Below are 26,556 nucleotides of genomic sequence, written 5' to 3' on the forward strand. Positions count from 1 at the left end.
CAGGTCTTAAGCCGACCGGTCCAGGGCACGCAGCGACCGGTCCGTGATGGAGCGGGCGCCACGGCCGATCGCGATCGTGCCGGACTGGACCAGCTCCTTGATGCCGTACGGCTCCAGCATCTTGAGCATGGCGGACAGCTTCTCGCCGGACCCGGTGGCCTCGATGGTGACGGCCTCCGGGGAGACGTCGACGGTCTTGGCGCGGAACAGCTGGACGATCTCGACGATCTGGGAGCGCGTCTCGTTGTCGGCGCGCACCTTCACCAGGACGAGTTCGCGCTGCACCGCCTGCGAGGGCTCCAGCTCGACGATCTTGAGCACGTTGACGAGCTTGTTGAGCTGCTTGGTCACCTGCTCCAGCGGCAGGTCCTCCACCCCCACGACGATGGTGATGCGGGAGATGTCGGGGTGCTCGGTGACACCGACGGCGAGCGAGTCGATGTTGAAGCCGCGGCGGGAGAACAGGGCGGCGATCCGGGCGAGGATGCCGGGCGTGTTCTCCACCAGGACGGAGAGCGTGTGCTTGGACATGATCTGGCTTCCTTTACGGCTCTCAGTCGTCTTCGTTGTCGCCGAAGTCGGGGCGGACGTCCCGGGCGGCCATGATCTCGTCGTTGGAGGTGCCGGCGGCGACCATCGGCCAGACCATCGCGTCCTCGTGGACGATGAAGTCGATGACGACCGGGCGGTCGTTGATCGAGTTCGCCTCCTCGATGACCTTGTCGAGGTCGTCCGGGGACTCGCAGCGGATGGCGTAGCAGCCCATGGCCTCCGACAGCTTGACGAAGTCGGGGACGCGGGTGCCGCGGGCGTCCGGGTTGACGTCTTCCGGGCCGGAGTGCAGGACGGTGTTGGAGTACCGCTGGTTGTAGAAGAGGGTCTGCCACTGGCGGACCATCCCGAGGGCGCCGTTGTTGATGACGGCGACCTTGATCGGGATGTTGTTCAGGGCGCAGGTGGTGAGCTCCTGGTTGGTCATCTGGAAGCAGCCGTCGCCGTCGATGGCCCAGACGGCCCGCTCGGGTGCGCCGGCCTTGGCGCCCATGGCGGCCGGGACGGCGTAGCCCATGGTTCCGGCGCCGCCGGAGTTCAGCCAGGTGCCCGGCTTGTCGTACTCGATGAAGTGGGCGGCCCACATCTGGTGCTGGCCGACGCCCGCCGCGAAGATCGTGCCCTCGGGTGCGAGCTGTCCGATGCGCTGGATGACCTGCTGCGGGGAGAGCGAGCCGTCGTCGGGCTGGTCGTAGCCGAGCGGGTAGGTGTCGCGCCAGCGGCTCAGGTCCTTCCACCAGGCGCTGTAATCGCCCTGGTGGCCTTCGCTGTGCTCCTTCTGGACGGCCTGGATCAGGTCGGCGATGACCTCGCGGGCGTCCCCGACGATCGGCACGTCGGCGGCGCGGTTCTTGCCGATCTCGGCCGGGTCGATGTCCGCGTGGACGATCTTGGCGAAGGGGGCGAAGCTGTCCAGCTTGCCGGTGACGCGGTCGTCGAAGCGGGCGCCGAGGGCGACGATCAGATCGGCCTTCTGCAGACCGGTGACGGCGGCCACGGAGCCGTGCATGCCGGGCATGCCCAGGTGCTGCTGGTGGTCGTCGGGGAACGCGCCGAGCGCCATCAGGGTGGTGGTGACGGGCGCGCCGGTGAGCTCGGCGAGGACCTTCAGCTCGGCGGTGGCCTTGGCCTTGAGCACGCCGCCGCCGACGTACAGCACGGGCCGCTTCGCCTGGGTGATCAGCTTGGCGGCCTCGCGGATCTGCTTGGCGTGCGGCTTGGTCACCGGGCGGTAGCCGGGCAGGTCCATGGCGGGCGGCCAGGAGAAGGTGGTCTTCGCCTGGAGGGCGTCCTTGGCGATGTCGACCAGGACCGGGCCGGGGCGGCCGGTGGAGGCGATGTGGAAGGCCTGCGCGATGATCTGCGGGATGTCCTCGGCCTTGGTGACGAGGAAGTTGTGCTTGGTGATCGGCATGGTGATGCCGACGATGTCCGCCTCCTGGAAGGCGTCCGTGCCGATCGCCTTGGACGCCACCTGGCCGGTGATCGCGACCAGCGGCACGGAGTCCATGTGCGCGTCGGCGATCGGGGTGACCAGGTTGGTCGCGCCGGGGCCTGAGGTGGCCATGCAGACGCCGACCTTGCCGGTGGCCTGCGCGTAGCCGGTGGCGGCGTGGCCGGCGCCCTGCTCGTGCCGGACCAGGACGTGGCGCACCCTGGTGGAGTCCATCAGCGGGTCGTAGGCGGGGAGGATCGCCCCGCCGGGAATGCCGAATACCGTGTCGGCGCCGACCTCCTCGAGAGAGCGGATGAGGGACTGCGCGCCCGTCACCTGCTCGGGGGCGGAGTGTCCTCCGGATCGGGGCCGGGGCTGCGGGTGATGGGCCCCGGTGGCCTGCTCGGTCATCGGCATTCTCTTCTCAGATGCTGAGGGTTTTTTGCGAGGTTTGTGCGGTTTTCGTCTGCTGCACGTAAGGCGCCTGTGCAACAAAAAACCCCTCGTGCCATAAGGCAAGCGAGGGGAGCGCGCCGGGTGGAGTCGCTGAGCGGTCGAGGCTCAGCGTCAGCCGACGCGCTTTCCAAGTACGAGAATTCGGGTGCGCATGGCACAGACCCTCCCCCCGGCGCACACTCACTGTCAAGTGGGTGGGACGGGAGTCTCATTATGTGAGCGTAGGGCCGTAACGCCTCCGATGACGGCGGACACTCCCGAGCTGTACACCCGCGGGGCACCGCCCGCGAACGCCGGCTCGGCAGGTCCGTTCGGCACCGGATAGTGACCGCCGGCCAGGGCCCGGCGCAGCCGGTACTCGTCGAGCGGTCCGGAGAACGCCATGCCCTGCCCGTGCGTGCAGCCCATCGCGCGCAGGGCGACGACCTGCTCGGGCAGGTCCACCCCATCGGCCACGGACTTCAGCCCGAGATCGGTGGCGATGCGCAGCAGGCCGCTGGTGATCTTGTACAGCCGGGCGGACTCGACGACACCTTCGACCAGAGCGCGGTCGAGTTTCAGGATGTCGACGGGGAGCCGCCTGAGGGCCGTGATCGCCGCGCAGTCGCTGCCGAACCCGTCGAGGGCGATCCGGACGCCGACCCGCCGCAGGGCGCCGAGACGCCGCTCCAGCTCGTCCGGCGAGACCGTCGGGCCGGCGTCGGACAGCTCGATGATCAGCGACCCGGACGGCAGCCCGTGCCGTGTGAGCAGTGCCTCGATCGAGCCGAGCGGCATCGACCGGTCCAGCAGCCGGCGGGCGCTCATCCGGACGACGACCGGCACGGACAGCCCGGTCGCCAGCCGCTCGGCGGCCTGCTCGACGGCCTCCTCGATCATCCACCGGCCCAGCTCGGCGGTCTTGTCGCTGTCCTCGGCCACGCGCAGGAACTCCGCCGGGGTGAAGAGCACCCCCTGCGAGGAGCGCCAGCGCGCCTGCGCGGACACCGACGTGATCCGGCCGTCCTCCAGACAGACCACCGGCTGGTGCAGCAGGGCGAACTCGCCGTCGTGCAGTGCGGCCCGCAGGCGCGTGGCCAGCTCCGCCTTGCGGACGACGTCCTGCTGCATCTGGGGCTTGTACAGCTCGACGCGGCCCTTGCCGCCGGCCTTGGCCCGGTACATGGCCAGGTCCGCGTTGCGCAGCAGCTCGCCCGCGCCGAGGCCCGCTTCCGCGAAGGCCACGCCGATGGAGGCGTTGACACGGACATCGTTGCCGTCGATGAGGTACGGCTGGGACAGCGTCGTCCTGAGGCGGTCGGCGAGTTCCACTATGTGCCGTTCCCGGGCGGCCCGGTCGCGGGTGTTGTCCCCGACGATCAGGGCCGCGAACTCGTCGCCGCCCAGCCGGGAGGCGGTGTCGCCCTGCCGGACGGAGTCCTGGAGTCTGCGGGCGGCCTGGACGAACAGCTCGTCCCCCGCCTGGTGCCCGATCGTGTCGTTGACGGCCTTGAAGCCGTCGAGGTCGATGAACAGCACGGCCGTGTTCCGCAGGGCCAGGCCCCGGTCGGAGGCCCGGCGGCCCGAGAGCGCGTGCTGGACGCGCTTGGTGAACAGGGCGCGGTTGGGCAGGTCTGTGAGCGGGTCGTGCTCGGCGTTGTGCTGCAACTGGGCTTGGAGCCGGACCCTTTCGGTCACGTCCCTGCTGTTGAAGATGAGGCCGCCGTGATGGCGGTTGACGGTCGACTCGACGTTGAGCCAGCCTCCGTCGCCCGAGCGGAAGCGGCACTCGATGCGCGTAGTGGCTTCCTCGACCGGGTTGGCGGCGAGGAACCTGCGCGCTTCGTGCACGACGCAGCCCAGGTCCTCCGGGTGGATGAGATTGGCCAGTTCCGTACCGACCAGATCCTCCGCCGAGCGGCCGTACACACCGGCGGCGGCCGGGGAGACGTACCGGAGGACACCGCTGGGCGCGGCGATCATGATCACGTCGCTGGAGCCCTGCACCAGGGAGCGGAAGTGGTTCTCCTTCTGCGCCAGTTCCTGGGTGAGGGTGATGTTGTCGAGCAGCATGATGCCCTGACGCACGACGAGCGCGAGCACGACCGTGCCACCGGTCAGCAGGACCACGCGGTCGACGCTGCGGCCGTTGAGGACGTTGTAGAGGATCCCCAGTGTGCACACGGCGGCCGCGAGATACGGCGTGAGGGCGGCGAGGGAGCCGGAGATGGGCCGGGCGGCCGGATACCGGCCGAGCTCGCCTCCGGGCGTGGGCGGCTGGTGGTGCGGGCCGCTGCGCTGCCCGGGCACATGCTCGTGCACCACCCGCGTGTGCCCCGCCGTGCTCTGCCGGTCCGGGCCGTACCGGTCGGTGTCCGGCGTGCGGGGCGCGGCCCACGGGGCGTACGCGAGGAGCAGGGAGCCGGCGAACCAGCCCGCGTCGAGCAGCTGGCCGGAGCGGTAGTCGTGATGCATCAGCGGCGAGGTGAACAGGGCGTCGCACATCACGGTCAGCGCGAGCGCGCCGATGGCGGTGTTGACCGCCGAGCGGTTCACCGCGGACCGCCTGAAGTGCAGCGCGAGGACCATGCTGACCAGCGCGATGTCGAGCAACGGGTAGGCCAGCGACAGCGCGGTGTGCGCCACGCCCGGCCCTTCCGACTTCGCGGCCTGGGCGAGGGCGAGGCTCCACGCCAGGGTGAGCAGCGAGCCGCCGATCAGCCAGGCGTCCAGCCCGAGGCAGACCCAGCCGGCCTTGGACACCGGCCGCTTGGCGAGCACGAGCAGCCCGACGATCGCGGGCGGCGCGAAGCACAGGAAGAACAGGTCGGCGTAGCTGGGGCTGGGCACCGGCAGTCCCAGGACCACCTCGTACCACCCCCAGACCAGGTTGCCGAGGGCCGCCATGGCCGAGGAGAGGCCGAACAGCAGCCAGGCGGGTCGAAAGCGGGTGCCGCGGTTGCGGGCGTAGAGGAAGCACGAGACGGAGGCGGTGGCCGCCGCGGCGCTCAGCCCGAAGTCGCCCATGACGAGGGCCACTTGGTACGAGCCCCAGCCGAGCGCGGAACCGATGGCGTAGCCCGCGCAGACCAGGGCGAGGACGAGTTGGAGGGCCAGGCCCGGCCGATGGGCGTGGGCCGGCGTGCGAGGCAGCAGCACCCCCGGTGACGAAGGCTGTGCCCGCAGCGCTCCGTCCAGCATCGGGGTCGGCGGCGCGCTCACCGGACCCTCCCGGTCCGTACCGCTCGATGGTGATCACTGTGATGGGTGTGGTGGCCGCCGTGATCGGCGCGCGGACCGCGTCTGAACGCGGCCGTCCGCCAGGGTCGCCGCCGGCCGCCCCGTCCCGTCGGATCGCTCGTCCATAGGCCGTGCATCGCCTGTCGCCCCCCTCACAGTCCGAAAGGTCCGTCCCCGGCGCCGAAAGTCCCCCGGCGCTGCCCCTGTCGGGACGATACACCAGTCTCGTCACTCAGGGACATAGGTTCTCTACGCTCCGTGACGATCAACAGATATATGAGTACCCACCGCACCCGAAGGATTGCGGACGGTACCCGAGGTCGGTTCAGCCTGTTGATGCACCCGTCGTAAGGATCACGTTGCGGAGCGGCTCCCGGTTCACATAACGGTTCAACTGGTCCACCAGGAGCCGCTTGGCGCGCGGAAGGAACGCGGAGGTGGGTCCGCCGACGTGGGGGCTGATGAGTACCCCCGGCGCACGCCACAAGCGGTGTTCGCGCGGCAGGGGCTCGGGGTCGGTGACGTCGAGGGCTGCGGTGATGCGGCCGGTCTCCACCTCGGCGAGCAGGGCCTTGGTGTCGACGACGGGGCCGCGGGCCACGTTGACCAGGAGCGCGCCGTCCTTCATCCGGGACAGGAAGTCGGCCCCGGCGAGGCCCCGGGTGGTTTCGGTGAGCGGCGTGGCCAGGATGACGATGTCCGCTTCCGGGAGCAGGGAGGCGAGTTCGGTGAGCGGATGCACCGGACCGCGCGCCGTGGTGCGCTCGGAGCGCGCGACGCGCGCCACCCGCGCTACCTCGAACGGAACGAGCCGGTCCTCGATGGCCGCGCCGATCGAGCCGTATCCCACGATGAGGACGTTCTTGTCGGCGAGCGCCGGCCGGAACCCGGCGAGCCACTCCCCCCGGTCCTGCGCGCGGACGAAGTCGGGGATCCCGCGCAGCGAGGCCAGGATCAGCGCGAGGGTGAGCTCTCCGGTGCTGGCCTCGTGCACCCCGCGCGCGTTGCACAGCCGCACGCCCGGACGCAGGTGCCGCAGCCCGGGCTGCACGTGGTCGATCCCGGCCGAGAGGGTCTGCACGACCTGGACGTGGCTCATCTCCGGCATCGGGCGCACGCACAGCGGGCTGGGCTTCATGTAGGGGACGACGTAGAAGGCGCAGTCCGCCGGGTCCGCGGGGAACTCGTCCCCGCCGTTCCAGTAGCGGTAGCCGGGACCCTCGGGGAGCCCCTCGATCTCGTCCGGCGGGATGGGCAGCCACACGTCAGCAGTCATGCTCTGGAGGCTATGTCAGGAGCGTGCGACGGCAGAGGTTAGGTTGGGGTGGCCGGAACAGGGAGGGTCACGACCAGGTGGAGCGCAGGACGATCGGCGCGGCGGCGCTCGCGGTGGGGGCCGTCGGACTCGGGTGCATGCCGATGAGCTGGGCCTACAGCACGTCTCGGCAGCGTGGTGACGAGTCGCTCAGGGCGGTGCACCGAGCCCTCGACCTGGGCGCGTCCCTGCTGGACACGGCCGACATGTACGGCCCCTTCACCAACGAACTGCTGGTGGGGCGGGCGTTGAAGGAGCGCCGGTCCGACGCGTTCGTGTCGACCAAGGTCGGTCTGCTCGTGGGCGACCAGCACATCGTCGCCAACGGCCGCCCGGGCTATGTGAAACGTGCCTGCGACGCCTCGCTGCGGCGCCTCCAGACGGACGTCATAGACCTCTACCAGCTGCACCGGGCCGATCCGGAGGTGCCCGTCGAGGAGACGTGGGGCGCGATGGCGGAGCTCGTCCAGGCCGGGAAGGTGCGGGCGTTGGGCCTGTGCGCGGTCGGCGCGCGGGCCGGCCGTCGCGGCGGGGCCCGGCTGCACGACGCGACGATACGGCAGCTGGAGCGGGTGCAGCAGGTCTTCCCGGTGAGCGCGGTGGAGGCGGAGCTGTCGGTGTGGTCGCCCGAGGCACTGGAGACCCTGCTGCCGTGGTGTGAGACGCGGGGCGTCGGCTTCCTCGCCGCGATGCCGCTCGGCAACGGCTATCTGACCGGCAGGCTGCGGACCGGGGCGGGGTTCGAGGCGGACGACCTGCGCGCCCGGCACCCCCGTTTCACGGGCGAGATGATGGCCGCGAACCAGCCGATCGTCGCGGGCCTGCGCCGCGTGGCCCGCCGCCATGGCGAGCACGTCACCCCCGCCCAGGTCGCCCTGGCCTGGATACTCGCCCAGGGCCCGCACGTGGTCCCGGTCCCGGGCACGAAGCAGGAGCGCTGGGTCACCGAGAACGCGGCCGCGACGACCTTGCGCCTGACGCCGGACAATCTGCGGGAAGTGGCGGAGCTGCCCCGGGCCCAGGGGTCGTGGGACTGAGCCGGATCCGGCCCCCGGGGGCTACGGCACAAACCCGCCCAGGCCCCCTGTTCTCGGTTCGGCATTCGGCGATCGGGAACTTGTGAGGCGCGAGCGGTGTATGACAAGGAGAACCCGCCGCGTCGAAGGGACCATGATCGTGCAACGTCGAGCCGTCCCGGCCGTGTTGGCCGCCGCAGCGCTCCTGCTGGCGGCCGGCTGCTCCTCCGACGGCGGAGGATCGTCCGGCTCGGACGAGGGCGCCTCCCCCGGCCGTAGGACACCGCAGTCCTCCGCGCCGCCGGGGAAGGCCGGCGAGGAGACACCCCCCGCCAAGGGCTCGGTCGAGGTGGTGCGCACCGTCGCCGAGGGCCTGGACTCCCCCTGGGGCCTCGCCCCCCTGCCGGGCGGCGGCCTGCTCGTCTCCTCCCGGGACGACGGGACGATCGTCCGGGTCGACGAGAAGACCGGGAAGAAGACCGAGCTGGGCGAGGTGCCGGGCGTCTCGGCCGCCGGCGAGGGCGGCCTGCTGGGCATCGCCCTGTCACCCGACTACGCCTCGGACCACATGGTCTACGCGTACTTCACCTCGGCCTCGGACAACCGGATCGTCCGGATGCTGTACGACGAGAAGAAGCCCTCCGGCGAGCAGCTGGGCGCTCCCGACACGGTCTTCAAGGGCATACCCAAGGGCTTCATCCACAACGGCGGCCGGATCGAGTTCGGCCCGGACAAGATGCTCTACGCCGGCACCGGCGAGAGCGGCGACACCGGCCTCTCCCAGGACAAGGACTCCGTGGGCGGCAAGATCCTGCGTCTGACCCCGGAGGGCGAGCCGGCGCCGGGCAACCCGTTCTCCGGCTCGCCGGTGTACTCGTACGGCCACCGCAATGTGCAGGGCCTCGCCTGGGACACCAAGCAGCGGCTCTTCGCCTCGGAGTTCGGCCAGGACACCTGGGACGAGCTCAACGCGATCAAGCCGGGCGACAACTACGGCTGGCCGGAGGCGGAGGGCAGGTCGGGCGACGGGGACTTCCACAACCCGATCGACCAGTGGACCACGGCCGAGGCGTCCCCCAGCGGCATCGCCTACGCCGAGGGGTCGGTCTGGATGGCGGGCCTGCGCGGCAAGCGGCTGTGGCGCGTCCCGCTGAACGGCACGGAGGCCTCGGCCGAGCCGCAGGCCTTCCTGGACGGCGAGTACGGCCGACTGCGCACGGTGGTCCCGGCGGGCGGCGACCGGTTGTGGCTCGTGACCAGCAACACGGACGGCCGGGGCAGCCCGAAGGACGGGGACGACCGGATCCTGGAGCTGCGGGTGAAGTAGCCCCCCCCCCGCTCACTCCTCGGTGTTCTCCGGCTCCCGCGGCGGGCGTACGACGACCTTCCCGGACGACAGGTCTATCGGGCCGCGTCCGGGATCGCCGTCCCCGGTGTCCTCGCGGGTCAGTTCCAGGCGGTTCTGCTCGTCACGGGTGTGCTTGCGGCCGGGCGAGAACAGTTCCTCGAACACGTTGAACACGGATCCTCCCTGAACCGCGACACCCCCGACGTCCCTTACAGCGTATGCCTCAGCCCGCCGGACCGGGCAGGACCGATTCCGCCGGAAACAGCCCCAGCCGGTGCGCCACCGCCGCCGCCTCGCCGCGCCCGGAGACGCCGAGCTTCGCCAGGATGTTGGAGACGTGGACGCTCGCGGTCTTCGGGGAGATGAACAGCTCCTCGGCTATCCGGCGGTTGGTGTGGCCGACGGCGACCAGGCGCAGCACGTCCCTCTCCCGGCTGGTGAGGCCGAGGGCCTGGGCGGGGTCGGCGGAGGCTGGGGCCGGTTCCGAGACGGGCGTGAGCGGGAGGCGGGCGCGCTGGGCGAGCGCGGCGGCGGACTCGGCCAGGGGGCCGGCGGCGAGGTGCCGGGCGACGGCAAGGGCGAGGCGCAGCAGCTCCGTGGCGCGGTCGCGCTCGTCCTCGCCGCCGACCGCCAGCAGGGACTCGGCCAGGCGGTACCGGACGCGCGCGAGGTCGTAGGGCCGCTCCAGGGGTTCGAAGGCGGTGACCACCCGCGACCAGGTCTCGGGGGTGCCCCGGCCCTCGGCGCGCTGGAGTTCGGCGCGGACCCACTGCTCGTGGGCGAGCCAGACGGGGGCGTTGGTGGTGAGGCGCTTGGCGGCGCCGAAGATGCCGTCCAGGGCCTCCGCGCGGCCGCCCCGGGCCGCGGGCAGGGCCCGGGCGTCGGCCTCCGCGGTGGCCGCTTCGAGCAGGAGCGGCCAGGCGTAGCGCTGGGTGCCGGGCGGGAAGCCGGACTCCAGGGTGCGGGCCAGTTCGGCGCGGGCGTCGGGCAGGCGGCCCTCGGCGACGGCGAGGGCGATGGTGAGGCAGGAGACCGGGAGGTCGTGCTGCGGCATGGGGTCGAGCGGGCCGTAGGCTGCGCGGCCCTCGGCGAGGTGGCGGGCGGCCTCGGGGAGCCGGCCGCGGGCGAGCGCGAGGAACGCCAGGCTGTTGGCGCCGGAACCGTGCGGCCCGGCCGTCTGCCCGCGCCGCTGGGCATTGCCGGCGGCTTCGACGGCATCGTCCCAGCGGCCCAGCGAGATGAGCGACTCCGCGAGGTTGCTCCAGATCCAGGCCTCGGCGACCCGCAGGCCCATCGCCCCGGTCAGCCGCAGGCCCTCGCGCAGGATGTCGACGGACTCCTCGGAACGGCCGACGCCTTCGAGGACGGAGGGCAGGTTCACATGGCTGCGGCCCACGATCGACGCCAGGCTCCGGGCGACCACCTCGTCCCTGACCTCGTACATGTGCGTGAGCCCGGCCTCGATCTGCCCGGCGTCGACCATGAGGCCGCCGAGGGTGAGCCGGGCGTTGGCCTCGATGTCCTCGGCGCTCACCATGCGGGCGTACTCGACGGCCCGCTCGGCGGCCGTCAGGGCCTCCGGGCCGGGCTCGTGGAGCATCGACCAGTGGGCGGCCGTGGCGAACACCTCGGCGTGCACCTCGGACGGCGGCAGGCCCCGGACCAGCTCCTGCGCGGTGGCGAGCTCCTGTCGGCCGTCGCCGCGGGCGAGGCTCTGCACCAGCCGGGAGCGCTGGATCCAGAACCAGGCGGCGCGCAGGGGGTCGTCCTCGTCGTCCAGCTGGCGCAGCGCACGCTTGGTGATCTTCAGGGCGCGTTCGCGCTCCCCGCAGAGCCGTCCGGCCACGGCGGCCTCGGCCAGCAGGTCCAGGTGGCGCAGCGGGGTGGTGGACGGGTCGCAGCCGCAGGGAGGGTAGACCTCGGCGTAGTCGACGGGGCGCAGGGTGCGGCGTACGGCGTCGGGGGCCGCGTCCCACAGTTCCATGGCCCGTTCCAGCAGCCGCAGTTGCTCGGCGTAGGCGTGGCGGTGGCGGGCCTCGACGGCGGCGTCGAGGACGGCGGGCAGGGCCTTGGCGGGATCGTGGGCGTGGTACCAGTAGCTGGCCAGGCGGGCCGGGCGCTGGTCGGCCGGGACGAGGGTCGGGTCGGTCTCCAGGGCTTCGGCGTAGCGGCGGTTGAGGCGGGAGCGTTCGCCGGGGAGCAGGTCGTCGCTGACGGCCTCGCGGACCAGGGAGTGGCGGAAGCGGTAGCCGTCGCCGCCCGGCGCGGGGGCGAGGATGCTGGCGTTCACGGCGGCCCGCAGCGCCTCGATGAGGTCGTCCTCGGCGAGCCGGGCGACGGCGGCCAGCAGCCGGTACTCGACGGTGGAGCCGCCCTCGGCGACGATCCGGGCGACCTGCTGGGCGGACTCCGGCAGCCCTTCCACGCGGACGAGCAGCAGGTCGCGCAGGGAGTCGGTCAGGCCCGTGCGGCAGCCCTCGTGGCCGGCGACGGCGAGTTCCTCTACGAAGAAGGCGTTGCCGTCGGAGCGTTCGAAGATCGCGTCGATCCGGTCCGGGTCGGGCTCGGTGGCGAGGATGCCTGCGACCTGGCGGCACACCTCCTCGCGGCTGAAGCGGGCGAGTTCGACGCGGCGGACGGTGCGGAGCCGGTCGAGTTCGGCGAGCAGGGGCCTGAGCGGGTGGCGGCGGTGGATGTCGTCGGAGCGGTAGGTGGCGAGAACGACGAGGCGGCCGGTGCGCAGGGTGCGGAAGAGATAGGCGAGCAGGTGGCGGGTGGAGGCGTCGGCCCAGTGCAGGTCCTCCAGGGCGAGGACGACCGTGTGATCGGCGGCGACGCGCTCCAGCAGGCGTGCGGTGAGTTCGAAGAGGCGGGCCATGCCGTCCTCGTCGTGCCGCCCGGTGCCCGACTCGCCCAGCTCGGGCAGCAGCCGGGCCAGCTCCTCCTCCTGTCCGGCGGCCGCGGCGGCCAGCTCGCCGGGGAGTTCGCGGCGCAGGGCGCGCAGTGCGGTGGAGAACGGCGCGAAGGGCAGTCCGTCGGCGCCGATCTCCACACAGCCGCCCAGTGCGACGACCGCCCCCCGGCTGCGGGCGGCGGCGGCGAACTCCTCGACCAGGCGGGTCTTGCCGACTCCGGCCTCCCCGCCGATGAGCAGGGCCTGCGGCTCGCCCTCGCGGGAGCGGGCGAGCGCGTCGTGCAGCGTGCCCAACTCCCCGGCACGGCCGACGAACACGGGACTGAAGGACCTGGTCTCCACGGCCCCGAGCATCGCATGCGCGTCCGACAGCGCGGCACCGGTTTTCCCGCGGACGGCCGGAGCCGCCCCGCCGTTCACGCGGCCCGGGCGGACCTGGTCCGGCGGAAGCCCCGGGTATGGCTTTCGTGCTCGGGGGAGTTCTCGGCCGCTTGACGGCGGGCGGCGCGGCGGGCCCGGGTGGCCTCGCGGACCAGGCGTTCATGGTCGGCCCGGCGGATGAGTTCGGCGGTGCGCAGCTGCTGGAGCTCGTACTCGTACATGGTGTGTCCTTGGTGAGAGGCCGGTCACGGAGTGTTTCTCCGTGATGGCTCCACTCTCGTCTCCCAGGCGGGTCGGCCACATCGGGAGAGTTCCGCATCTTCGGCGTCGGTAGGGGCCTTAGACACGGCTGAGGGGCCCCAGGGGCTCCGTAAGGTGCTTACGGAACTCCTAAGACCCCTCAGGACCTGCGGTGACTCAGCCTGCGGACGGCAGTCCGAGCAGGATGCCGGTGTACTTGAGGACGGCCAGGAACAGGCCGATGACACCGAGCGCGACGCCGGCCCAGGCGACGGACTTGATCCAGGGGGCCTGGATCCTGCCGGGCGTGCCGAACGCGGGCCGGGCCAGCGTCACGACGCCGACGACCAGCGCGATCGCGGCGAACAGGCCGCCCCACAGGGCGGTGGCCTGCCAGGCGTCGCCGTAGACCGCCTGGATCTGCTGGGCCACGCCCGCCCCCTGTGCGGTCTCCAGCTGACCGACCAGGTTCTGGCGCGCGGCGGCGATCGTGCCGACCCAGCTGCCGGTGAGCGAGACGACGCCCAGCGCGGCGGAGACCACGGCGGCGGCACCCTGGCCGATGCCGGAGGGGGCCTCCTCCTTGGTCTCGACGACCTCTGTCTCGACGACCTCGGCCTCGGCCGGGGCCTCCTCGGTCCGGGTCGCCTCGTCGGACTCGGTGGTGTCCACCGCCTTCTCGGTCGTGGCCTCGGTGGCCTTGGTCTCGTCCACTGCGTTCGTTGCCATGTCTCGCACCGTAAAGTCGCTGTCTGAGAAGTCTCTTAATGATCGTTGTGAGCGGCACGCGCGCGTGCGGCCCGCCACTCGGGCGCCAGCACCGACCAGACTTCGAGATCGTGCCGTACGCCACGATAGGGGTGCGCCTCGCGTCGCACACCGTCGCGGGTCATGCCGAGCCGCTGTGCCACGTTCAGACTCGCCCGGTTTCCGGAAGCGGCGACCCACTCGATCCGGTGAATGCCGCGCTCCTCGACCGCCCAGTCGATGAGGACGCGCATGGCCCGGGTGACCAGGCCGCGTCCCGTCCCGGCGGGCTCCAGCCAGCAGCCGACCTCGCAGTTGCCGGTCGCCGCGTCGAAGTTCAGGAACAGCACGCCGCCCACGAGCTTGCCCTCCAGCCACAGGCCGTGCAGCGAGCGGGTGTCGGCCGCGCGCATGTCGGCGTACCGCTGGAGCATGGCCCGCGCGGACTCCACGTCCGTCTCCTGCGACCCGAAGCTGATGAACTGCCCGATGAAGTCCCTGCCCCGCTCCAGGTGCGCGAAGAACTCTTCGGCGTGCCAGGGCTCGAGGGGCCTCAGCTCGGCGTCGTCACCCAGGGATATCGCGTACATCCCGCTGCCGCTCCTCCTCCGCCAGGACGTCCGCCACCTCGGCGTCCGTCGCGGCGGCCAGCCTCTCATGGGCGGCCCGGGCCTCGGGCGGTTCGATACTGATCCTCGGCAGGCGCTTGTCGAGCCAGCGGGGCAGCCACCAGTTGGCGCCGCCGAGCATGTGCATCAGGGCGGGGACGAGGAGCGTCCGCAGGACGAAGGCGTCCAGGGCGACGGCGGCGGCCAGGGCGATGCCGAACATGGCGATCACGCGGTCGCCGCTGAGGACGAAGGCCAGGAAGACGGAGATCATGATGACCGCCGCCGAGTTGATCACCCGGCTGGTCTCGGCGAGGCCGACGCGCACGGCTCGCCGGTTGTCGCCGGTCTCCAGCCACTCCTCGTACATCCGGCTGACCAGGAACACCTGGTAGTCCATGGAGAGGCCGAAGAGCACCGACACCATGATCACCGGCAGGAAGGGCTCGATGGGGCCCGCGCTGCCGAGGCCGAGCAGTTCGCTGCCCCAGCCCCACTGGAACATCGCGACCACCACCCCGAAGGCGGAGGCCACGGCGGCGACGTTCATCGCGGCGGCCTTCAGCGGGATGCCGACGGACCGGAAGGCGAGCAGGAGCAGCAGACAGCCCAGGCCGATGACGACTCCGACGAAGACGGGCAGCTTGGAGACGATGACGTCGGCGAAGTCGTCGTAGCCGGCCGTCATGCCGCCGACCTGCACGTCGAGCGAGGTGCCCGTCTCGGCACGCGGCAGCACCTCGTCGCGCAGCCGGTCGACGAGGTCGCTGGTCTGCTTCGACTGCGGCGAGGACTCCGGTACGACGGTCAGGTACGCGGTGTGACCGCCGGAGTCGAAGGTCACCGGGGTGACCGAGGCGACGCCGTCGGTGGCGCGGAGGGTGCCGTCGAGGTTGTCCAGGGCGAGCTTGTCGTCGGCTCCGTCGACGTTCGTGACGAGGGTGAGCGGACCGTTCACGCCGGGGCCGAACCCGTCGGCGAGCAGGTCGTAGGCCTGGCGGGTGGTGGCCGCCTTGGGGTCGTTGCCCTGGTCAGAGGTGCCCAGGTGTAGGGAGAAGGTGGGCAGCGCGAGGACGGCCATGACGACCAGGGCGACCGCGCCGAGGACCTTGGGGTGGCGCTCCACGAACGCCGACCAGCGGGCGGCGAAGCCGGTGGGCAGTTCCGGTTCGGGCCCGTGCTCCGCCAGGCGGCGGCGTTCACGGCGGCTGAGCGCGCGGGTGCCGATGAAGGACAGCAGGGCGGGCAGCAGGGTCACGGAGGCCGCGACGGTGAGGACCACGGTCAGGCTGGCCGCGATGGCGACGCCGTTGAGGAAGCTGAGCCGCAGGATCAGCATGCCGAGCAGGGCGATGCAAACGGTGGCACCCGCGAAGACCACCGCCCGTCCCGTGGTGGCGACGGCGTTCGTGGCCGCCTCGGTGACCGAAAGCCCGCGTTTCAGCCCGCGCCGGTGGCGCGTCACGATGAACAGCGCGTAGTCGATGCCGACGCCGAGCCCGATCAGCATGCCGAGCATGGGGGCGAAGTCGGCGACGGTCATGGCGTGCCCGAGCAGCACGATCCCCGCGTAGGCGGTGCCCACGCCGACCAGTGCGGTGGCGATGGGCAGCAGGGAGGCGGCGAGCGAGCCGAAGGCGAGGAACAGCACGACCGCGGCGACGACCACGCCGACGATCTCGGCGATGTGCCCGCCGGAGGACTGGGTGAGCGCGACGGCGCTGCCGCCCAGCTCCACCTGGAGCCCGTCGGTCTCCGCGCTCTTCGCGGTGTCGACGACGGCCTTGGCCTCGCCCTGGTCGATGTCCTCGGCCCGGTCGTCGAAGGTGATCGTGGCGTACGCCGTACGGGCGTCCTCGCTGACGCGGCCCGTGCCCGGCCCGTCGTAGGGGCTGGTCACGGAGGCCACGCCGGGCAGGTTCTCGACCCGGTCCAGGGTGCGGGTCATGGTCTGCTCGACGTCGGCGGCGCGGACGGTGCCGGACGTGGTGTGCCAGACGACGGTGTCGCTGTCGCCGCCGAGCTGCGGGAAGCCCTCGTGCAGCAGCTGGGTGGCGCGGCCCGACTCGGTGCCGGGGACCTGGTAGTCGTTCGAGTACGCGGAGCCTGCGACGGCGGCGCCCGCGGCCACCCCCGCGCAGGCGAGGAGCCAGAGCAGAACGGTGACCAGACGGCGTTGGACACACCAGCGTGCTAGGGCTGCCACGAAACGTGCTCCCAGGGTGACTTTTTGTGGATCTTTGACCGGGAGCAGTCGTCCATGACCTGAACATCCAGCAAAGAACGCATGAGCAATGCGGAGCCACTCTTACAGGCGCACGAGATCGTTTGTCGCTTTCGTGGGCTTATTCACAACGGCCGGGCTCAGTCGAACTGGTCCCCCAGCGCCATCACCATCGTCCCCGCGATCAGCAGCCACAGCGCCCGCCGGGTGCGTCCCCGGGAGCCCAGTACGGCGGCGCCGGCGCACACGAGCGCGCCGCAGGCGTACGCCGCCGGGACGAGCGCCGGGGCGGGGCGGGTGAGGCGGAGCAGCGCCGCGGACAGGCCCGCGAGGGTCAGCAGGGCACCGGTCCCGGCGGCGGTCCAGCGGGCCCGCCGGGCGTCCTCGTCATCGTCATCGTCATCGTCATCGTCATCGTCATCGTCATCGTCATCGTCATCGTCATCCGGATCGTCGTCGTCCGGATCGTCCGCGTCGTCGTCCGGCTCGTCGTCCGGCTCCTCGTCCTGGTCGGCTTCCTGAACGGGGGCCGCCTCCGAGTCCGCTATCTCTGCGTCGGTGTCGGAATCAGCGCGTCCACTCATGGCCGAGACGGTAGCGCGTCGTGAAGGAAAACCGGGTGCGGGGTCGTGCGGCCCCCTGTTAGCGTCCGCCGGTCCGAGGAAACGCCCGCGGCAGCCCGCCGCCCGGCCGAAGCAGGTGCATTGTTTGACGGTCCGACCGAGCTCCTACGCATCCCCTTTTCTCCTCAAGGACTCAAGGAGCCCGTTCACCGATGTCGGACATCACTTCCCGGACCCCGAACGACCCCCTCTCTGACCGCACCGGCCACCCCCGCTACCCGCGCAGCAACCGCTACGACGCCCGCTGGACCATCGACAACCAGATGGGCCCGCACGCGCTCTGGCTGCTGGAGTGGCTGGCCCCGGCCCTGGGGCTCGACACCCTGAGCCCCGGCTCGCGCGTGCTCGACCTGGGCTGCGGACGCGCCATGACGTCGATCTTCCTCGCCAAGGAGTACGACGTGTCGGTCACCGCCGCCGACCTGTGGGTCAAGCCGGGCGAGAACGCCCCGCGCATCGCCGAGGCGGGCGTGGCCGACCGTGTCCTGCCCGTGCTCGCCGAGGCGCACGACCTGCCGTTCGGCGAGGGCAGCTTCGACTCGATCGTCTCCGTCGACGCCTACCAGTACTTCGGCACGAACGACCTGTACCTGCCCGAGCTGACGAGGCTGCTGAAGCCCGGCGGGCGGATCGGTGTCGTCGTACCGGCGCTGCGCGAGGAGATCGACGGCGTCGAGCCGCCGGAGCACCTCAAGCCGTTCTGGGAGCCCGGATTCTGGTGCTTCCACACGGCCGCCTGGTGGCGTCGCCACTGGACCCGCAGCGGGGCCGTGGAGGTCGAGACGGCCGACTGGCTCGAGGACGGCTGGCGCGACTGGCTGCGCTGGTGCGAGGTCGTCGCCGACGAGCACACGGACGAGTGGCACATCCGGATGGCCGGCCAGTGCGCCGAGATGCTGCGTCTCGACCAGGGCGGCACGCTCGGCTTCGTCCGGGTCGTGGGGCGCCGCCTGTAGAGCACATGAGCACATGAGCAGGGGGGATGCACCGGGTCCGGTGCATCCCCCCTGTCGGGTCCGCGGGCGTCAGCCCTCGCTGACGCCCAGCTTCTCCAGGATCAGCTCCTTGACGCGTGCCGCGTCGGCCTGGCCCCGGGTCGCCTTCATCACCGCGCCGACCAGGGCGCCGGCCGCGGCCACCTTGCCACCGCGGATCTTGTCCGCGACGCCCGGGTTGCCGGCGATGGCCTCGTCGACGGCCGTGCCCAGCGCGCCCTCGTCGGAGACGACCTTCAGACCGCGCTTGTCGACGACCTCGTCCGGGGTGCCTTCGCCCGCGAGGACGCCCTCGATGACCTGCCGGGCCAGCTTGTCGTTCAGGTCGCCCTTGGTGACCAGCTCGGTGACCCGGGCGACCTGCTCCGGCGTGATCGCCAGCTCGTCGAGCGCCTTGCCCGACTCGTTGGCGCTGCGGGCCAGCTCGCCCATCCACCACTTGCGGGCGGAGGCGGCGTCGGCCCCGGCCTCGATGGTGGCGACGATGGGCTCCAGCGCACCGGCGTTGAGGATCGCCTGCATGTCGACGGCCGAGACGCCCCACTCCTCACGGAGCCGGCTGCGGCGGACCAGCGGCAGCTCGGGCAGCGCGGCCCGCAGCTCCTCGACCCACTCGCGCGATGGGGCCACCGGCACGAGGTCGGGCTCCGGGAAGTACCGGTAGTCCTCGGCCTCCTCCTTCACGCGGCCCGAGGTCGTCGACCCCGTGTCCTCGTGGAAGTGCCGGGTCTCCTGGATGATCGTGCCGCCGGAGGAGAGCACGGCCGCGTGCCGCTGGATCTCGAAGCGGGCCGCACGCTCCACGGACCGCAGCGAGTTGACGTTCTTCGTCTCGGAACGCGTGCCGAACTTCTCGCGACCGTGCGGGCGCAGCGACAGGTTCACGTCGCAGCGCATCTGGCCCATCTCCATACGGGCCTCGGAGACGCCGAGCGCCTTGATGAGCTCGCGCAGCTCACGGACGTACGCCCGCGCGACCTCGGGAGCACGCTCGCCCGCACCCTCGATCGGCTTGGTGACGATCTCGATGAGCGGGATGCCGGCACGGTTGTAGTCGAGGAGCGAGTGCGAGGCGCCGTGGATACGGCCCGTCGCACCGCCGACGTGCGTCGACTTGCCGGTGTCCTCCTCCATGTGGGCGCGCTCGATGTCCACGCGGAAGGTCTCGCCGTCCTCCAGCTGTACGTCGAGGTAGCCGTTGAAGGCGATCGGCTCGTCGTACTGGGAGGTCTGGAAGTTCTTCGGCATGTCCGGATAGAAGTAGTTCTTCCGGGCGAAGCGGCACCACTCGGCGATCTCGCAGTTCAGCGCGAGGCCGATCTTGATGGCGGACTCGACGCCGGTCGCGTTGACGACCGGGAGCGCGCCGGGCAGGCCCAGGCAGACCGGGCAGGTCTGCGCGTTGGCGTCCTGGCCGAGCGCGGTCGAACAGCCGCAGAACATCTTGGTCTTGGTGCCGAGTTCGACATGGACCTCGAGGCCCATGACGGGGTCGTACGACGCGAGTGCTTCCTCGTACGACGCCAGGTCGGTCGTGGTGGTCACGGTGAAACTTCCCTCTCAGCCCAGCAGGACGTCGTCGTCGCCCAGCCGCTTCAGCTCGCGGTAGAGGATGGCGAGGCCGGTGACGATGGCGACGGCGGACACGGTGGCGTCGATCAGGACCAGCGTGTCCTGCTCGGCGCGGGCCTTCTTCAGCCGCTTGGCGACGCCGAACGCGCCGAACGCGGTCCCGGCCATGGACAGGTACGTGCCGGACTTGGACTTCTTGAAGCCCTTGGCCTTGGTCAGTGCACTCACAGCGACGGAGCCTCCTCGATCAGCGGATGGCCCCACTTTTCCACGAAGGCGGCCTCGACGGCGGCTCCCACCTTGTAAAGGCGGTCGTCCTTCATGACCGGGGCGATGATCTGCAGGCCGACCGGGAGGTTGTCCTCCGGGGCGAGACCGCACGGCAGCGACATGGCCGCGTTGCCCGCCAGGTTGGTCGGGATGGTGCACAGGTCGGCGAGGTACATCGCCATCGGGTCGTCGGCGCGCTCGCCGATCGCGAAGGCGGTGGTCGGGGTCGTCGGCGAGACGATGACGTCGACCTGCTCGAACGCCTTGTCGAAGTCCCGCTTGATCAGCGTGCGGACCTTCTGGGCGCTGCCGTAGTAGGCGTCGTAGTAGCCGCTCGACAGGGCGTAGGTGCCGAGCATGATGCGGCGCTTCACCTCGGGGCCGAAGCCCGCCTCACGGGTGAGGGAGGTGACCTCCTCGGCGGAGTGCGAGCCGTCGTCGCCGGTCCGCCGGCCGTAGCGCAGGCCGTCGAAGCGGGCGAGGTTGGAGGAGCACTCGGAGGGCGCGATCAGGTAGTACGCCGACAGCGCGAGGTCGAAGGACGGGCAGTCCAGCTCGACGATGTCGGCGCCCAGCTCCTTCAGCAGCGCGACGGACTCGTCGAACCGCTGGATGACGCCGGCCTGGTAGCCCTCGCCGCGGAACTGCTTGACGACGCCGACGCGCATGCCCTCGACGCTGCCGTTGCGGGCGGCCTCGACGACCGCCGGGACGGGCTCGTCGATGGACGTCGAGTCGAGCGGGTCGTGCCCGGCGATGACCTCGTGCAGCAGGGCCGCGTCCAGGACCGTGCGGGCGCAGGGGCCGCCCTGGTCCAGGGAGGACGAGAAGGCGACCATGCCGTAGCGCGACACCGCGCCGTAGGTCGGCTTCACGCCGACCGTGCCGGTGACGGAGGCGGGCTGGCGGATGGAGCCGCCGGTGTCGGTGCCGATGGCGAGCGGGGCCTGGAAGGAGGCGAGCGCAGCGGACGAACCGCCGCCGGAGCCGCCGGGGATCTTGGTGAGGTCCCAGGGGTTGCCGGTCGGGCCGTACGCGCTGTTCTCGGTGGAGGACCCCATGGCGAACTCGTCCATGTTGGTCTTGCCGAGGATGACGACGTCGGCGGCCTTCAGGCGCTTGGTGAGCGTCGCGTCGTACGGCGGGATCCAGCCCTCGAGGATCTTCGAACCGACGGTGGTCGGGATCCCCTCGGTGGTGAAGATGTCCTTGAGCGCCAGGGGAACGCCGGCCAGCGGACCGAGCTTCTCCCCCTTGGAGCGCTTCTCGTCGACGGCACGGGCCTGGGCGAGGGCGCCCTCGCGGTCGACGTGCAGGAAGGCGTGCACCTTCTCGTCGACGGCCTCGATGCGGGCGAGGTGGGCCTCGGTGACCTGGACGGCCGTGAGCTCGCCGGAGGCGATCTTCGCGGCGGTCTCGGCGGCCGTGAGCTTGATGATGTCCGTCATGACTTCTTAGTCCTCCCCCAGGATCTGCGGCACCTTGAAACGCTGCTGCTCCTGGGCCGGGGCGCCGGAGAGCGCCTGCTCGGGGGTGAGCGACGGACGGACCTCGTCCGCCCGCATGACGTTCGTCAGCGGGAGCGGGTGCGAGGTCGGCGGTACGTCTTGGTCGGCGACCTCGCTGACGCGGGCGACCGCGCCGATGATGTCGTCCAGCTGTCCCGCGAAGTGGTCGAGCTCTTCGGGCTTCAGCTCCAGACGCGCCAGCCGGGCGAGGTGGGCGACCTCCTCGCGCGTGATGCCAGGCATGCAGCGATCCTCTGGGGTGAGTGAATGTTGGTTTGGCCTAATCCTATGGGGCCGGAGGCCATGCCCGTGAAACGGTTGGCGGGCCTTCGCGCCCCGGCTCCGCCGGAGCGCTTCAGGATCCGGTGACTAGCCGACCCGGCCCGAGTCGTCCGCCGTCGCCGCCGGGAGGGCGGCGCGGGGCCGCTGCCAGCCGCGGGAACCCCGGGCGCGGAGCCAGGCCGTGGTCTCGTCGGGGGGCATCGCGGCGGCGACCAGCCAGCCCTGGACGGCGTCGCAGCCGAGGTCGCGCAGGCGCTCCCAGGTCTCGTCGTCCTCGACGCCCTCGGCGACGACGAGCAGGCCGAGGGAGTGCGCGAGGTCGACCGTGCAGCGCACGATCTCGGCGTCCTCGGTGTCGACCGCGAGCCGGGCCACGAACGAGCGGTCGATCTTCAGTTCGCTGACCGGGAGCCGGCGCAGGTGCACGAGCGAGGAGTACCCCGTGCCGAAGTCGTCCAGGGACATCTTGACGCCGTGCCCGGTCAGGGCGTTGAGGGTGTCGGCGGCGCGCTGCGGGTCCTCCAGGAGGACGTGTTCCGTTATCTCCAGTTGGAGCGCTCCCGCGGGGACGCCGTGCCGGGCCAGCCGGGCGGCGACGGAGCCGGCGAAGCCGGGGGTGTGGACATCACGCGGGGAGACGTTCACCGCGACGGGTACGAACAGGTCCTGGGACCGCCAGCGCGCGACCTGGCCGAGCGCGGCCTCCAGGACGTATTCGGTGAGGTGGGGCATGAGGCCCGAGGACTCGGCGATCGCTATGAACTCGTCCGGCGGCACCTTGCCCCGCTCCGGGTGCACCCAGCGGACCAGGGCCTCCAGGCCCACGACCTGTCCGTCGAAGCGGACCTTCGGCTGGTAGTGCAGATGCACTTCATTGGCTTCGAGGGCGCGGCGCAGATCGCCCAGCAGGCCGAGCCGGTCGGGGGTGTTCGAGTCGCGCTTGGACTCGTAGACCTCCACGCCCGTACGGTCCCGCTTCGCCTGGTACATCGCCACGTCCGCCCGCCGCAGCAGCCCTTCGGCGTCCAGGGCGTGGTCGGGGAAGACGGCGACTCCGGCGCTGGCCTCCAGGACGAGGGTGAGGCCGTCGAGGTCGAGGGGGGAGCTGAGCGCGGTGACCAGGCCCCGGGCGACCCGGGTCGCGGAGGTCGTGGAGTCGGCTACCGGCAGTAAGACGGCGAATTCGTCTCCGCCGAGCCGGGCGGCCTCCGCTCCGCGCGGCAGCGCCACCCGCAGCCGGTCGGCGATCTGCAGCAGCAGCCGGTCTCCGGCGAGATGACCCAGCGTGTCGTTGACCGACCGGAACCGGTCGAGGTCGATCAGCATCAGGGCGGCGCGGGCGTCGATCCGCTCGGCGTCGTCCAGTGCGGTCCAGATGCGCTCCAGCAGCCACTGCCGGTTGGGCAGCCCGGTCAGCGGGTCGCGCAGCTGCTCCTCGGCCCGGGCCCGGGCTATCCAGAGGGTGGAGTCCAGGGCGATGAGGGGGATGGAGAACAGGGGCAGCAGGATCGGCTTGGCCACGGCCACCACGCAGACCAGCGGCGCGATTCCCAGCAGCGCGACCGCGACCAGGCCTTGTCTGACCAGGGCGGTACGGGCGACGGTGGGCAGCCCTGGGCGCGGGGCGTGCAGATACCAGAGCAGGACGCGGGTGACCATGAGGTAGGCGGCGGCGACCAGGGCCACCTGGGGTGCGGTGGTGAGCGTCCAGGCGGCGGGCTGCGCGGGCGACTCGACGGACGGCACGGTTCCGAACGCGGCGAGCACCAGAGCGCCGGCGCCGATGCCGAGGAGGTCGACCGAGCCGTGCAGCACGCCCTGGCGCCAGCGGTTGCGGCGGGCGACGCCGACCAGCACGACGACCGTGAGGCTGACCATGCCGGCCGGTACCCAGCCGTAGAGCAGCAGCACGGCGAGGGTGAGGGCGGCGCCCGAGCCGGTGCCGCCCCACCAGCGGGAGCGGCCGAGCATGACGAGGTGGCCGACGATGATGCCGGTCAGCACGGCCAGCGCCCAGCCCGGCGTGCCGGACGGGAACAGCGCGTGGCCGCCGGTGAAGGCGCGGTAGAAGCCGGCGCCCAGGACGAACCCGGCCGCCGCGACGACCGCGGCGGGCAGCGCGGGCCAGGAGTGGTGCCGTTCGCCGTCCGTGTCCTCGCCGGTCAGCCCGGGGGTGTGCTCGGTGGCCGGCTGCGCGGCGCCACGGCCGTCCGCCGCGGCGCGCCGCCCGACGGCCCGCCCGTCCGCGGTGTACTGTCCGACGGCGCGCATCTCCGCACCCGGACGCACCGCCGGCCGTCCGACCCCGCGGACCGCACGCCATGCGACCGCCATGCGGCGCAGGCGCAGCCGTGCGCCCGGCACGGCGCTCTCGGTCGGTTCCATTCCCGTCCCTCTCACAGCCGGCGGTGCCCACGCCCCGCGGCCCGGTGCCCGACAACCCTTGGGCGGCCCGCGTTGGAAAACCCTTCCCCGCGCTCTGTGCGAGCACGAAGATGCCCCGACCGCAGCTGGGCACGGCAGGCGCACATCTCAACAGTAGGCCGCAGAAGGCTTCCACGGGCAGCGGTCGCGGACGGTTGCCCGAATGCGCCCCGGCCACCCGTATGCATCTGATATGCGCTGAACGGGTGGCCTTCAACCGCTACTCCTCGGCCGAAAGCGCGACTTCGGCCGCCGCGTCCGGCCCCTGCTCCAGCAGGACGCCGAAACCCTCCTCGTTCAGGACCGGCACCTTCAGCTGCATCGCCTTGTCGTATTTCGATCCGGGGCTGTCACCCACAACGACGAATGACGTCTTCTTCGAAACCGAGCCGGTCACCTTCGCTCCGCGGCTCTGCAGCGCCTCCTTGGCGCCGTCCCGTGTGAAGTGTTCGAGGGTGCCGGTGACGACGACGGTGAGCCCTTCGAGCGGGCGCGGCCCCTCGTCCTCGCCGGTGCTCTCCTCCTCCATGCGGACGCCGGCGGCCTTCCACTTACGGATGATTTCGCGGTGCCAGTCCTCGGCGAACCACTGCTTGAGGGAGGCGGCGATGGTCGGACCGACGCCCTCGGTGACCGCCAGTTCCTCCTCCGAGGCCTGGTCGATGCGCTCGATCGAGCGGAATTCCCTGGCCAGTGCCTCGGCCGCGACGGGTCCGACGTGACGGATCGACAGGCTGGTGAGGATACGGGCGAGCGGCCGCTGCTTCGCCGCCGCGATGTTCTCCAGCATGGCGAGCGCGTTCTTGCGGGGGTTGCCCTCCTGGTTCGCGAAGATCGTGGCGACCTTCTCCTCGCCGGTCTTCGGGTCGCGCTTGGGCAGGCCGCTGTCCGAGTCGAGGACGTACGCCTTGATGGGGAGCAGCCGGTCGATGGTGAGGTCGAACAGGTCGCCCTCGTCGACCAGCGGCGGGTCCTTCGGCTCCAGCGGCGCGGTGAGGGCCGCCGCCGCCACATAGCCGAAGTGCTCGATGTCCAGCGCCTTGCGGCCCGCGAGATAGAACAGCCGCTCGCGCAACTGGGCCGGGCAGGTGCGGGCGTTCGGGCAGCGCAGGTCGACGTCGCCCTCCTTCATCGGCCGCAGCGCCGTACCGCACTCGGGGCACTCGCTCGGCATCACGAACTCGCGCTCGCTGCCGTCGCGCAGGTCGGCGACCGGCCCGAGGATCTCGGGGATGACGTCACCGGCCTTGCGCAGCACCACGGTGTCGCCGATGAGGACGCCCTTGGCCTTGACCACGTCCTGGTTGTGCAGCGTGGCGAACTCGACCTCGGAGCCCGCGACCGTGACCGGCTCGACCTGCGCGTACGGCGTGACCCGGCCCGTGCGGCCCACTCCGACGCGGATGTTGACGAGCTTGGTGTTGACCTCCTCCGGCGCGTACTTGTACGCGATGGCCCAGCGCGGCGCGCGCGAGGTGGAGCCGAGGCGGCCCTGGAGCGGGATCTGGTCGAGCTTGACGACGACGCCGTCGATCTCCCACTCCACGGAGTGGCGGTTCTCGCCGAAGTACGCGATGAACTCCCGGATGCCGTCCAGTCCGTCGACCACCCGGTTGTGGCCGGAAACGGGCAGGCCCCAGGTCTTCAGCAGGTCGTAGGCCTGGGAGAGGCGGGTCAGATTGGTGAAGCCCTCCAGGGCGCCGATGCCGTGGACCACCATGTGCAGGGGGCGGGTGGCGGTGACGCGCGGGTCCTTCTGGCGCAGTGAACCGGCCGCCGCGTTGCGCGGGTTGGCGAAGGGCTTGTCGCCTGCCCCGACCAGCCGGGCGTTGAGCTCCTGGAACTTCTCCATCGGGAAGTAGACCTCGCCGCGGATCTCCACGAGGTCGGGAACGGAGTCGCCCTTGAGGCGCTCGGGGATCTCGGCGATCGTCCGGACGTTCGGGGTGATGTCCTCGCCGGTACGGCCGTCGCCGCGGGTCGCCGCGCGGGTGAGGCGGCCGTGCTCGTAGGTGAGGTTCACGGCGAGGCCGTCGACCTTCAGCTCGCACAGGAAGTGGTAGTCCTGCTCGCCCAGTTCCCTGGCGATACGGTCCGTCCAGGCGGCCATCTCCTCGTCGTTGAACGTGTTGTCGAGGGAGAGCATGCGCTGGCGGTGCTCGACCGCCGTGAACTCCGTCTCGTACGCCCCGGACACCTTCTGGGTCGGCGAGTCCGGGGTGCGCAGCTCCGGATGCTCCTCCTCCAGCGCCTCCAGGGAACGCAGCAGCCGGTCGAACTCCGCGTCGCTGACGACCGGAGCGTCCTTCACGTAGTACCGGAAGCGGTGCTCCTCGATCTGCTCAGCGAGGCGCGCGTGCTTCTCCCGTGCCTCGGCGGGCACCGTCGTCGTCTCCGCTTGCTTGTCCCCGGCCACCGTGTCGTCCT

Annotated in this window: 20 protein-coding genes; 3 read left to right on the forward strand and 17 right to left on the reverse strand. The window is 71.5% G+C overall.

The window, feature by feature from the left end; all coding sequences use genetic code 11:
• Positions 1 to 6: 6 nt before the first annotated feature.
• The 4 genes from ilvN to ACFT32_RS34355 form a co-directional block, all read right to left on the reverse strand.
• Positions 7 to 531: an acetolactate synthase small subunit gene (gene ilvN / locus ACFT32_RS34340; RefSeq protein ID WP_010048631.1), complete on the reverse strand. Its 525-nt coding sequence runs from the start codon at positions 529 to 531 to the stop codon at positions 7 to 9.
• Between the two features lie 22 nt (positions 532 to 553).
• Positions 554 to 2,404: an acetolactate synthase large subunit gene (locus tag ACFT32_RS34345; protein WP_382497063.1), complete on the reverse strand. Its 1,851-nt coding sequence runs from the start codon at positions 2,402 to 2,404 to the stop codon at positions 554 to 556.
• 225 nt (positions 2,405 to 2,629) lie between these two features.
• Complete coding sequence (locus ACFT32_RS34350; protein ID WP_382497065.1) at positions 2,630 to 5,644, reverse strand: putative bifunctional diguanylate cyclase/phosphodiesterase; 3,015 nt, start codon at positions 5,642 to 5,644, stop codon at positions 2,630 to 2,632.
• 343 nt (positions 5,645 to 5,987) lie between these two features.
• On the reverse strand, positions 5,988 to 6,938 hold the full coding sequence (locus ACFT32_RS34355; protein WP_382497066.1) for a 2-hydroxyacid dehydrogenase: 951 nt from the start codon (positions 6,936 to 6,938) through the stop codon (positions 5,988 to 5,990).
• A 77-nt stretch (positions 6,939 to 7,015) separates the two neighbouring features.
• Here ACFT32_RS34355 and ACFT32_RS34360 point away from each other — a divergent pair, with 77 nt between their 5' ends.
• Together ACFT32_RS34360 and ACFT32_RS34365 are read left to right on the forward strand one after the other, a co-directional pair.
• On the forward strand, positions 7,016 to 8,014 hold the full coding sequence (locus ACFT32_RS34360; protein WP_382497068.1) for an aldo/keto reductase: 999 nt from the start codon (positions 7,016 to 7,018) through the stop codon (positions 8,012 to 8,014).
• A 133-nt stretch (positions 8,015 to 8,147) separates the two neighbouring features.
• Positions 8,148 to 9,320 carry a PQQ-dependent sugar dehydrogenase gene (locus tag ACFT32_RS34365; protein WP_382497070.1) on the forward strand — a complete coding sequence of 391 codons (1,173 nt, stop codon included), beginning with the start codon at positions 8,148 to 8,150 and terminating at the stop codon, positions 9,318 to 9,320.
• 12 nt (positions 9,321 to 9,332) lie between these two features.
• Here ACFT32_RS34365 and ACFT32_RS34370 read toward each other — a convergent pair whose 3' ends face one another.
• The 7 genes from ACFT32_RS34370 to ACFT32_RS34400 form a co-directional block, all read right to left on the reverse strand.
• Complete coding sequence (locus ACFT32_RS34370) at positions 9,333 to 9,515, reverse strand: DUF6191 domain-containing protein (protein ID WP_382497072.1); 183 nt, start codon at positions 9,513 to 9,515, stop codon at positions 9,333 to 9,335.
• 49 nt (positions 9,516 to 9,564) lie between these two features.
• On the reverse strand, positions 9,565 to 12,609 hold the full coding sequence (locus ACFT32_RS34375) for an AAA family ATPase (protein WP_382497420.1): 3,045 nt from the start codon (positions 12,607 to 12,609) through the stop codon (positions 9,565 to 9,567).
• Between the two features lie 62 nt (positions 12,610 to 12,671).
• Positions 12,672 to 12,857 (reverse strand): hypothetical protein, encoded by a 186-nt coding sequence (locus ACFT32_RS34380; RefSeq protein WP_382497074.1) that lies wholly within the window; start codon positions 12,855 to 12,857, stop codon positions 12,672 to 12,674.
• Between the two features lie 196 nt (positions 12,858 to 13,053).
• The gene (locus ACFT32_RS34385) at positions 13,054 to 13,605 is read right to left on the reverse strand and encodes a hypothetical protein (protein ID WP_382497076.1); all 552 of its coding nucleotides are present in this window, start codon (positions 13,603 to 13,605) and stop codon (positions 13,054 to 13,056) included.
• Positions 13,606 to 13,640: 35 nt separating this feature from the next.
• Complete coding sequence (locus ACFT32_RS34390; protein WP_382497078.1) at positions 13,641 to 14,213, reverse strand: GNAT family N-acetyltransferase; 573 nt, start codon at positions 14,211 to 14,213, stop codon at positions 13,641 to 13,643.
• Positions 14,191 to 16,437 carry an MMPL family transporter gene (locus ACFT32_RS34395; protein WP_382497080.1) on the reverse strand — a complete coding sequence of 749 codons (2,247 nt, stop codon included), beginning with the start codon at positions 16,435 to 16,437 and terminating at the stop codon, positions 14,191 to 14,193. Before ACFT32_RS34395 ends, ACFT32_RS34390 begins: the two co-directional genes overlap by 23 nt.
• Positions 16,438 to 16,595: 158 nt before the next feature.
• The gene (locus ACFT32_RS34400; protein WP_382497082.1) at positions 16,596 to 17,039 is read right to left on the reverse strand and encodes a hypothetical protein; all 444 of its coding nucleotides are present in this window, start codon (positions 17,037 to 17,039) and stop codon (positions 16,596 to 16,598) included.
• A gap of 191 nt (positions 17,040 to 17,230) precedes the next feature.
• Between ACFT32_RS34400 and ACFT32_RS34405 the strand changes: the two genes are divergently transcribed.
• On the forward strand, positions 17,231 to 18,034 hold the full coding sequence (locus tag ACFT32_RS34405; protein WP_382497084.1) for a methyltransferase domain-containing protein: 804 nt from the start codon (positions 17,231 to 17,233) through the stop codon (positions 18,032 to 18,034).
• 69 nt (positions 18,035 to 18,103) lie between these two features.
• On the opposite strand, the gene gatB is transcribed toward ACFT32_RS34405, so the two are convergent.
• The 6 genes from gatB to ligA form a co-directional block, all read right to left on the reverse strand.
• Complete coding sequence (gene gatB, locus ACFT32_RS34410; protein ID WP_382497086.1) at positions 18,104 to 19,618, reverse strand: Asp-tRNA(Asn)/Glu-tRNA(Gln) amidotransferase subunit GatB; 1,515 nt, start codon at positions 19,616 to 19,618, stop codon at positions 18,104 to 18,106.
• A gap of 15 nt (positions 19,619 to 19,633) precedes the next feature.
• Positions 19,634 to 19,873, reverse strand: coding sequence for a hypothetical protein (locus ACFT32_RS34415; RefSeq protein WP_382497088.1), 240 nt, complete (start codon positions 19,871 to 19,873; stop codon positions 19,634 to 19,636).
• A complete protein-coding gene (gene gatA / locus ACFT32_RS34420) occupies positions 19,870 to 21,363 on the reverse strand; it encodes an Asp-tRNA(Asn)/Glu-tRNA(Gln) amidotransferase subunit GatA (RefSeq protein WP_382497090.1) in 1,494 nt (497 codons plus the stop codon). The genes ACFT32_RS34415 and gatA overlap by 4 nt, the downstream gene beginning before the upstream one ends.
• A 6-nt stretch (positions 21,364 to 21,369) precedes the next feature.
• Positions 21,370 to 21,666 (reverse strand): Asp-tRNA(Asn)/Glu-tRNA(Gln) amidotransferase subunit GatC, encoded by a 297-nt coding sequence (gene gatC, locus ACFT32_RS34425; protein ID WP_018531282.1) that lies wholly within the window; start codon positions 21,664 to 21,666, stop codon positions 21,370 to 21,372.
• Positions 21,667 to 21,792: 126 nt separating this feature from the next.
• Positions 21,793 to 24,090, reverse strand: a complete 2,298-nt coding sequence (locus ACFT32_RS34430; RefSeq protein WP_382497092.1) for a putative bifunctional diguanylate cyclase/phosphodiesterase — start codon at positions 24,088 to 24,090, stop codon at positions 21,793 to 21,795.
• A 259-nt stretch (positions 24,091 to 24,349) separates the two neighbouring features.
• Positions 24,350 to 26,545: an NAD-dependent DNA ligase LigA gene (ligA, locus tag ACFT32_RS34435; protein ID WP_382497094.1), complete on the reverse strand. Its 2,196-nt coding sequence runs from the start codon at positions 26,543 to 26,545 to the stop codon at positions 24,350 to 24,352.
• Positions 26,546 to 26,556 lie beyond the last annotated feature (11 nt).

Source organism: Streptomyces sp. NPDC057002 (genome assembly GCF_042673825.1).
Classification (GTDB): Bacteria; Actinomycetota; Actinomycetes; order Streptomycetales; family Streptomycetaceae; genus Streptomyces.

Bases quoted from the DNA above. Each gene is read 5' to 3' on its own strand.
- ACFT32_RS34380 (WP_382497074.1), bottom strand. From the start codon at position 12,857: ATGTACGAGTACGAGCTCCAGCAGCTGCGCACCGCCGAACTCATCCGC.
- ilvN (WP_010048631.1), bottom strand. From the start codon at position 531: ATGTCCAAGCACACGCTCTCCGTCCTGGTGGAGAACACGCCCGGCATC.
- ACFT32_RS34375 (WP_382497420.1), bottom strand. From the start codon at position 12,609: ATGCTCGGGGCCGTGGAGACCAGGTCCTTCAGTCCCGTGTTCGTCGGC.
- ACFT32_RS34345 (WP_382497063.1), bottom strand. From the start codon at position 2,404: ATGCCGATGACCGAGCAGGCCACCGGGGCCCATCACCCGCAGCCCCGG.
- gatC (WP_018531282.1), bottom strand. From the start codon at position 21,666: ATGCCTGGCATCACGCGCGAGGAGGTCGCCCACCTCGCCCGGCTGGCG.
- ACFT32_RS34390 (WP_382497078.1), bottom strand. From the start codon at position 14,213: ATGTACGCGATATCCCTGGGTGACGACGCCGAGCTGAGGCCCCTCGAG.
- gatA (WP_382497090.1), bottom strand. From the start codon at position 21,363: ATGACGGACATCATCAAGCTCACGGCCGCCGAGACCGCCGCGAAGATC.
- ACFT32_RS34405 (WP_382497084.1), top strand. From the start codon at position 17,231: ATGTCGGACATCACTTCCCGGACCCCGAACGACCCCCTCTCTGACCGC.
- ACFT32_RS34385 (WP_382497076.1), bottom strand. From the start codon at position 13,605: ATGGCAACGAACGCAGTGGACGAGACCAAGGCCACCGAGGCCACGACC.
- ACFT32_RS34400 (WP_382497082.1), bottom strand. From the start codon at position 17,039: ATGAGTGGACGCGCTGATTCCGACACCGACGCAGAGATAGCGGACTCG.
- ACFT32_RS34365 (WP_382497070.1), top strand. From the start codon at position 8,148: ATGATCGTGCAACGTCGAGCCGTCCCGGCCGTGTTGGCCGCCGCAGCG.
- ACFT32_RS34430 (WP_382497092.1), bottom strand. From the start codon at position 24,090: ATGGAACCGACCGAGAGCGCCGTGCCGGGCGCACGGCTGCGCCTGCGC.
- ACFT32_RS34355 (WP_382497066.1), bottom strand. From the start codon at position 6,938: ATGACTGCTGACGTGTGGCTGCCCATCCCGCCGGACGAGATCGAGGGG.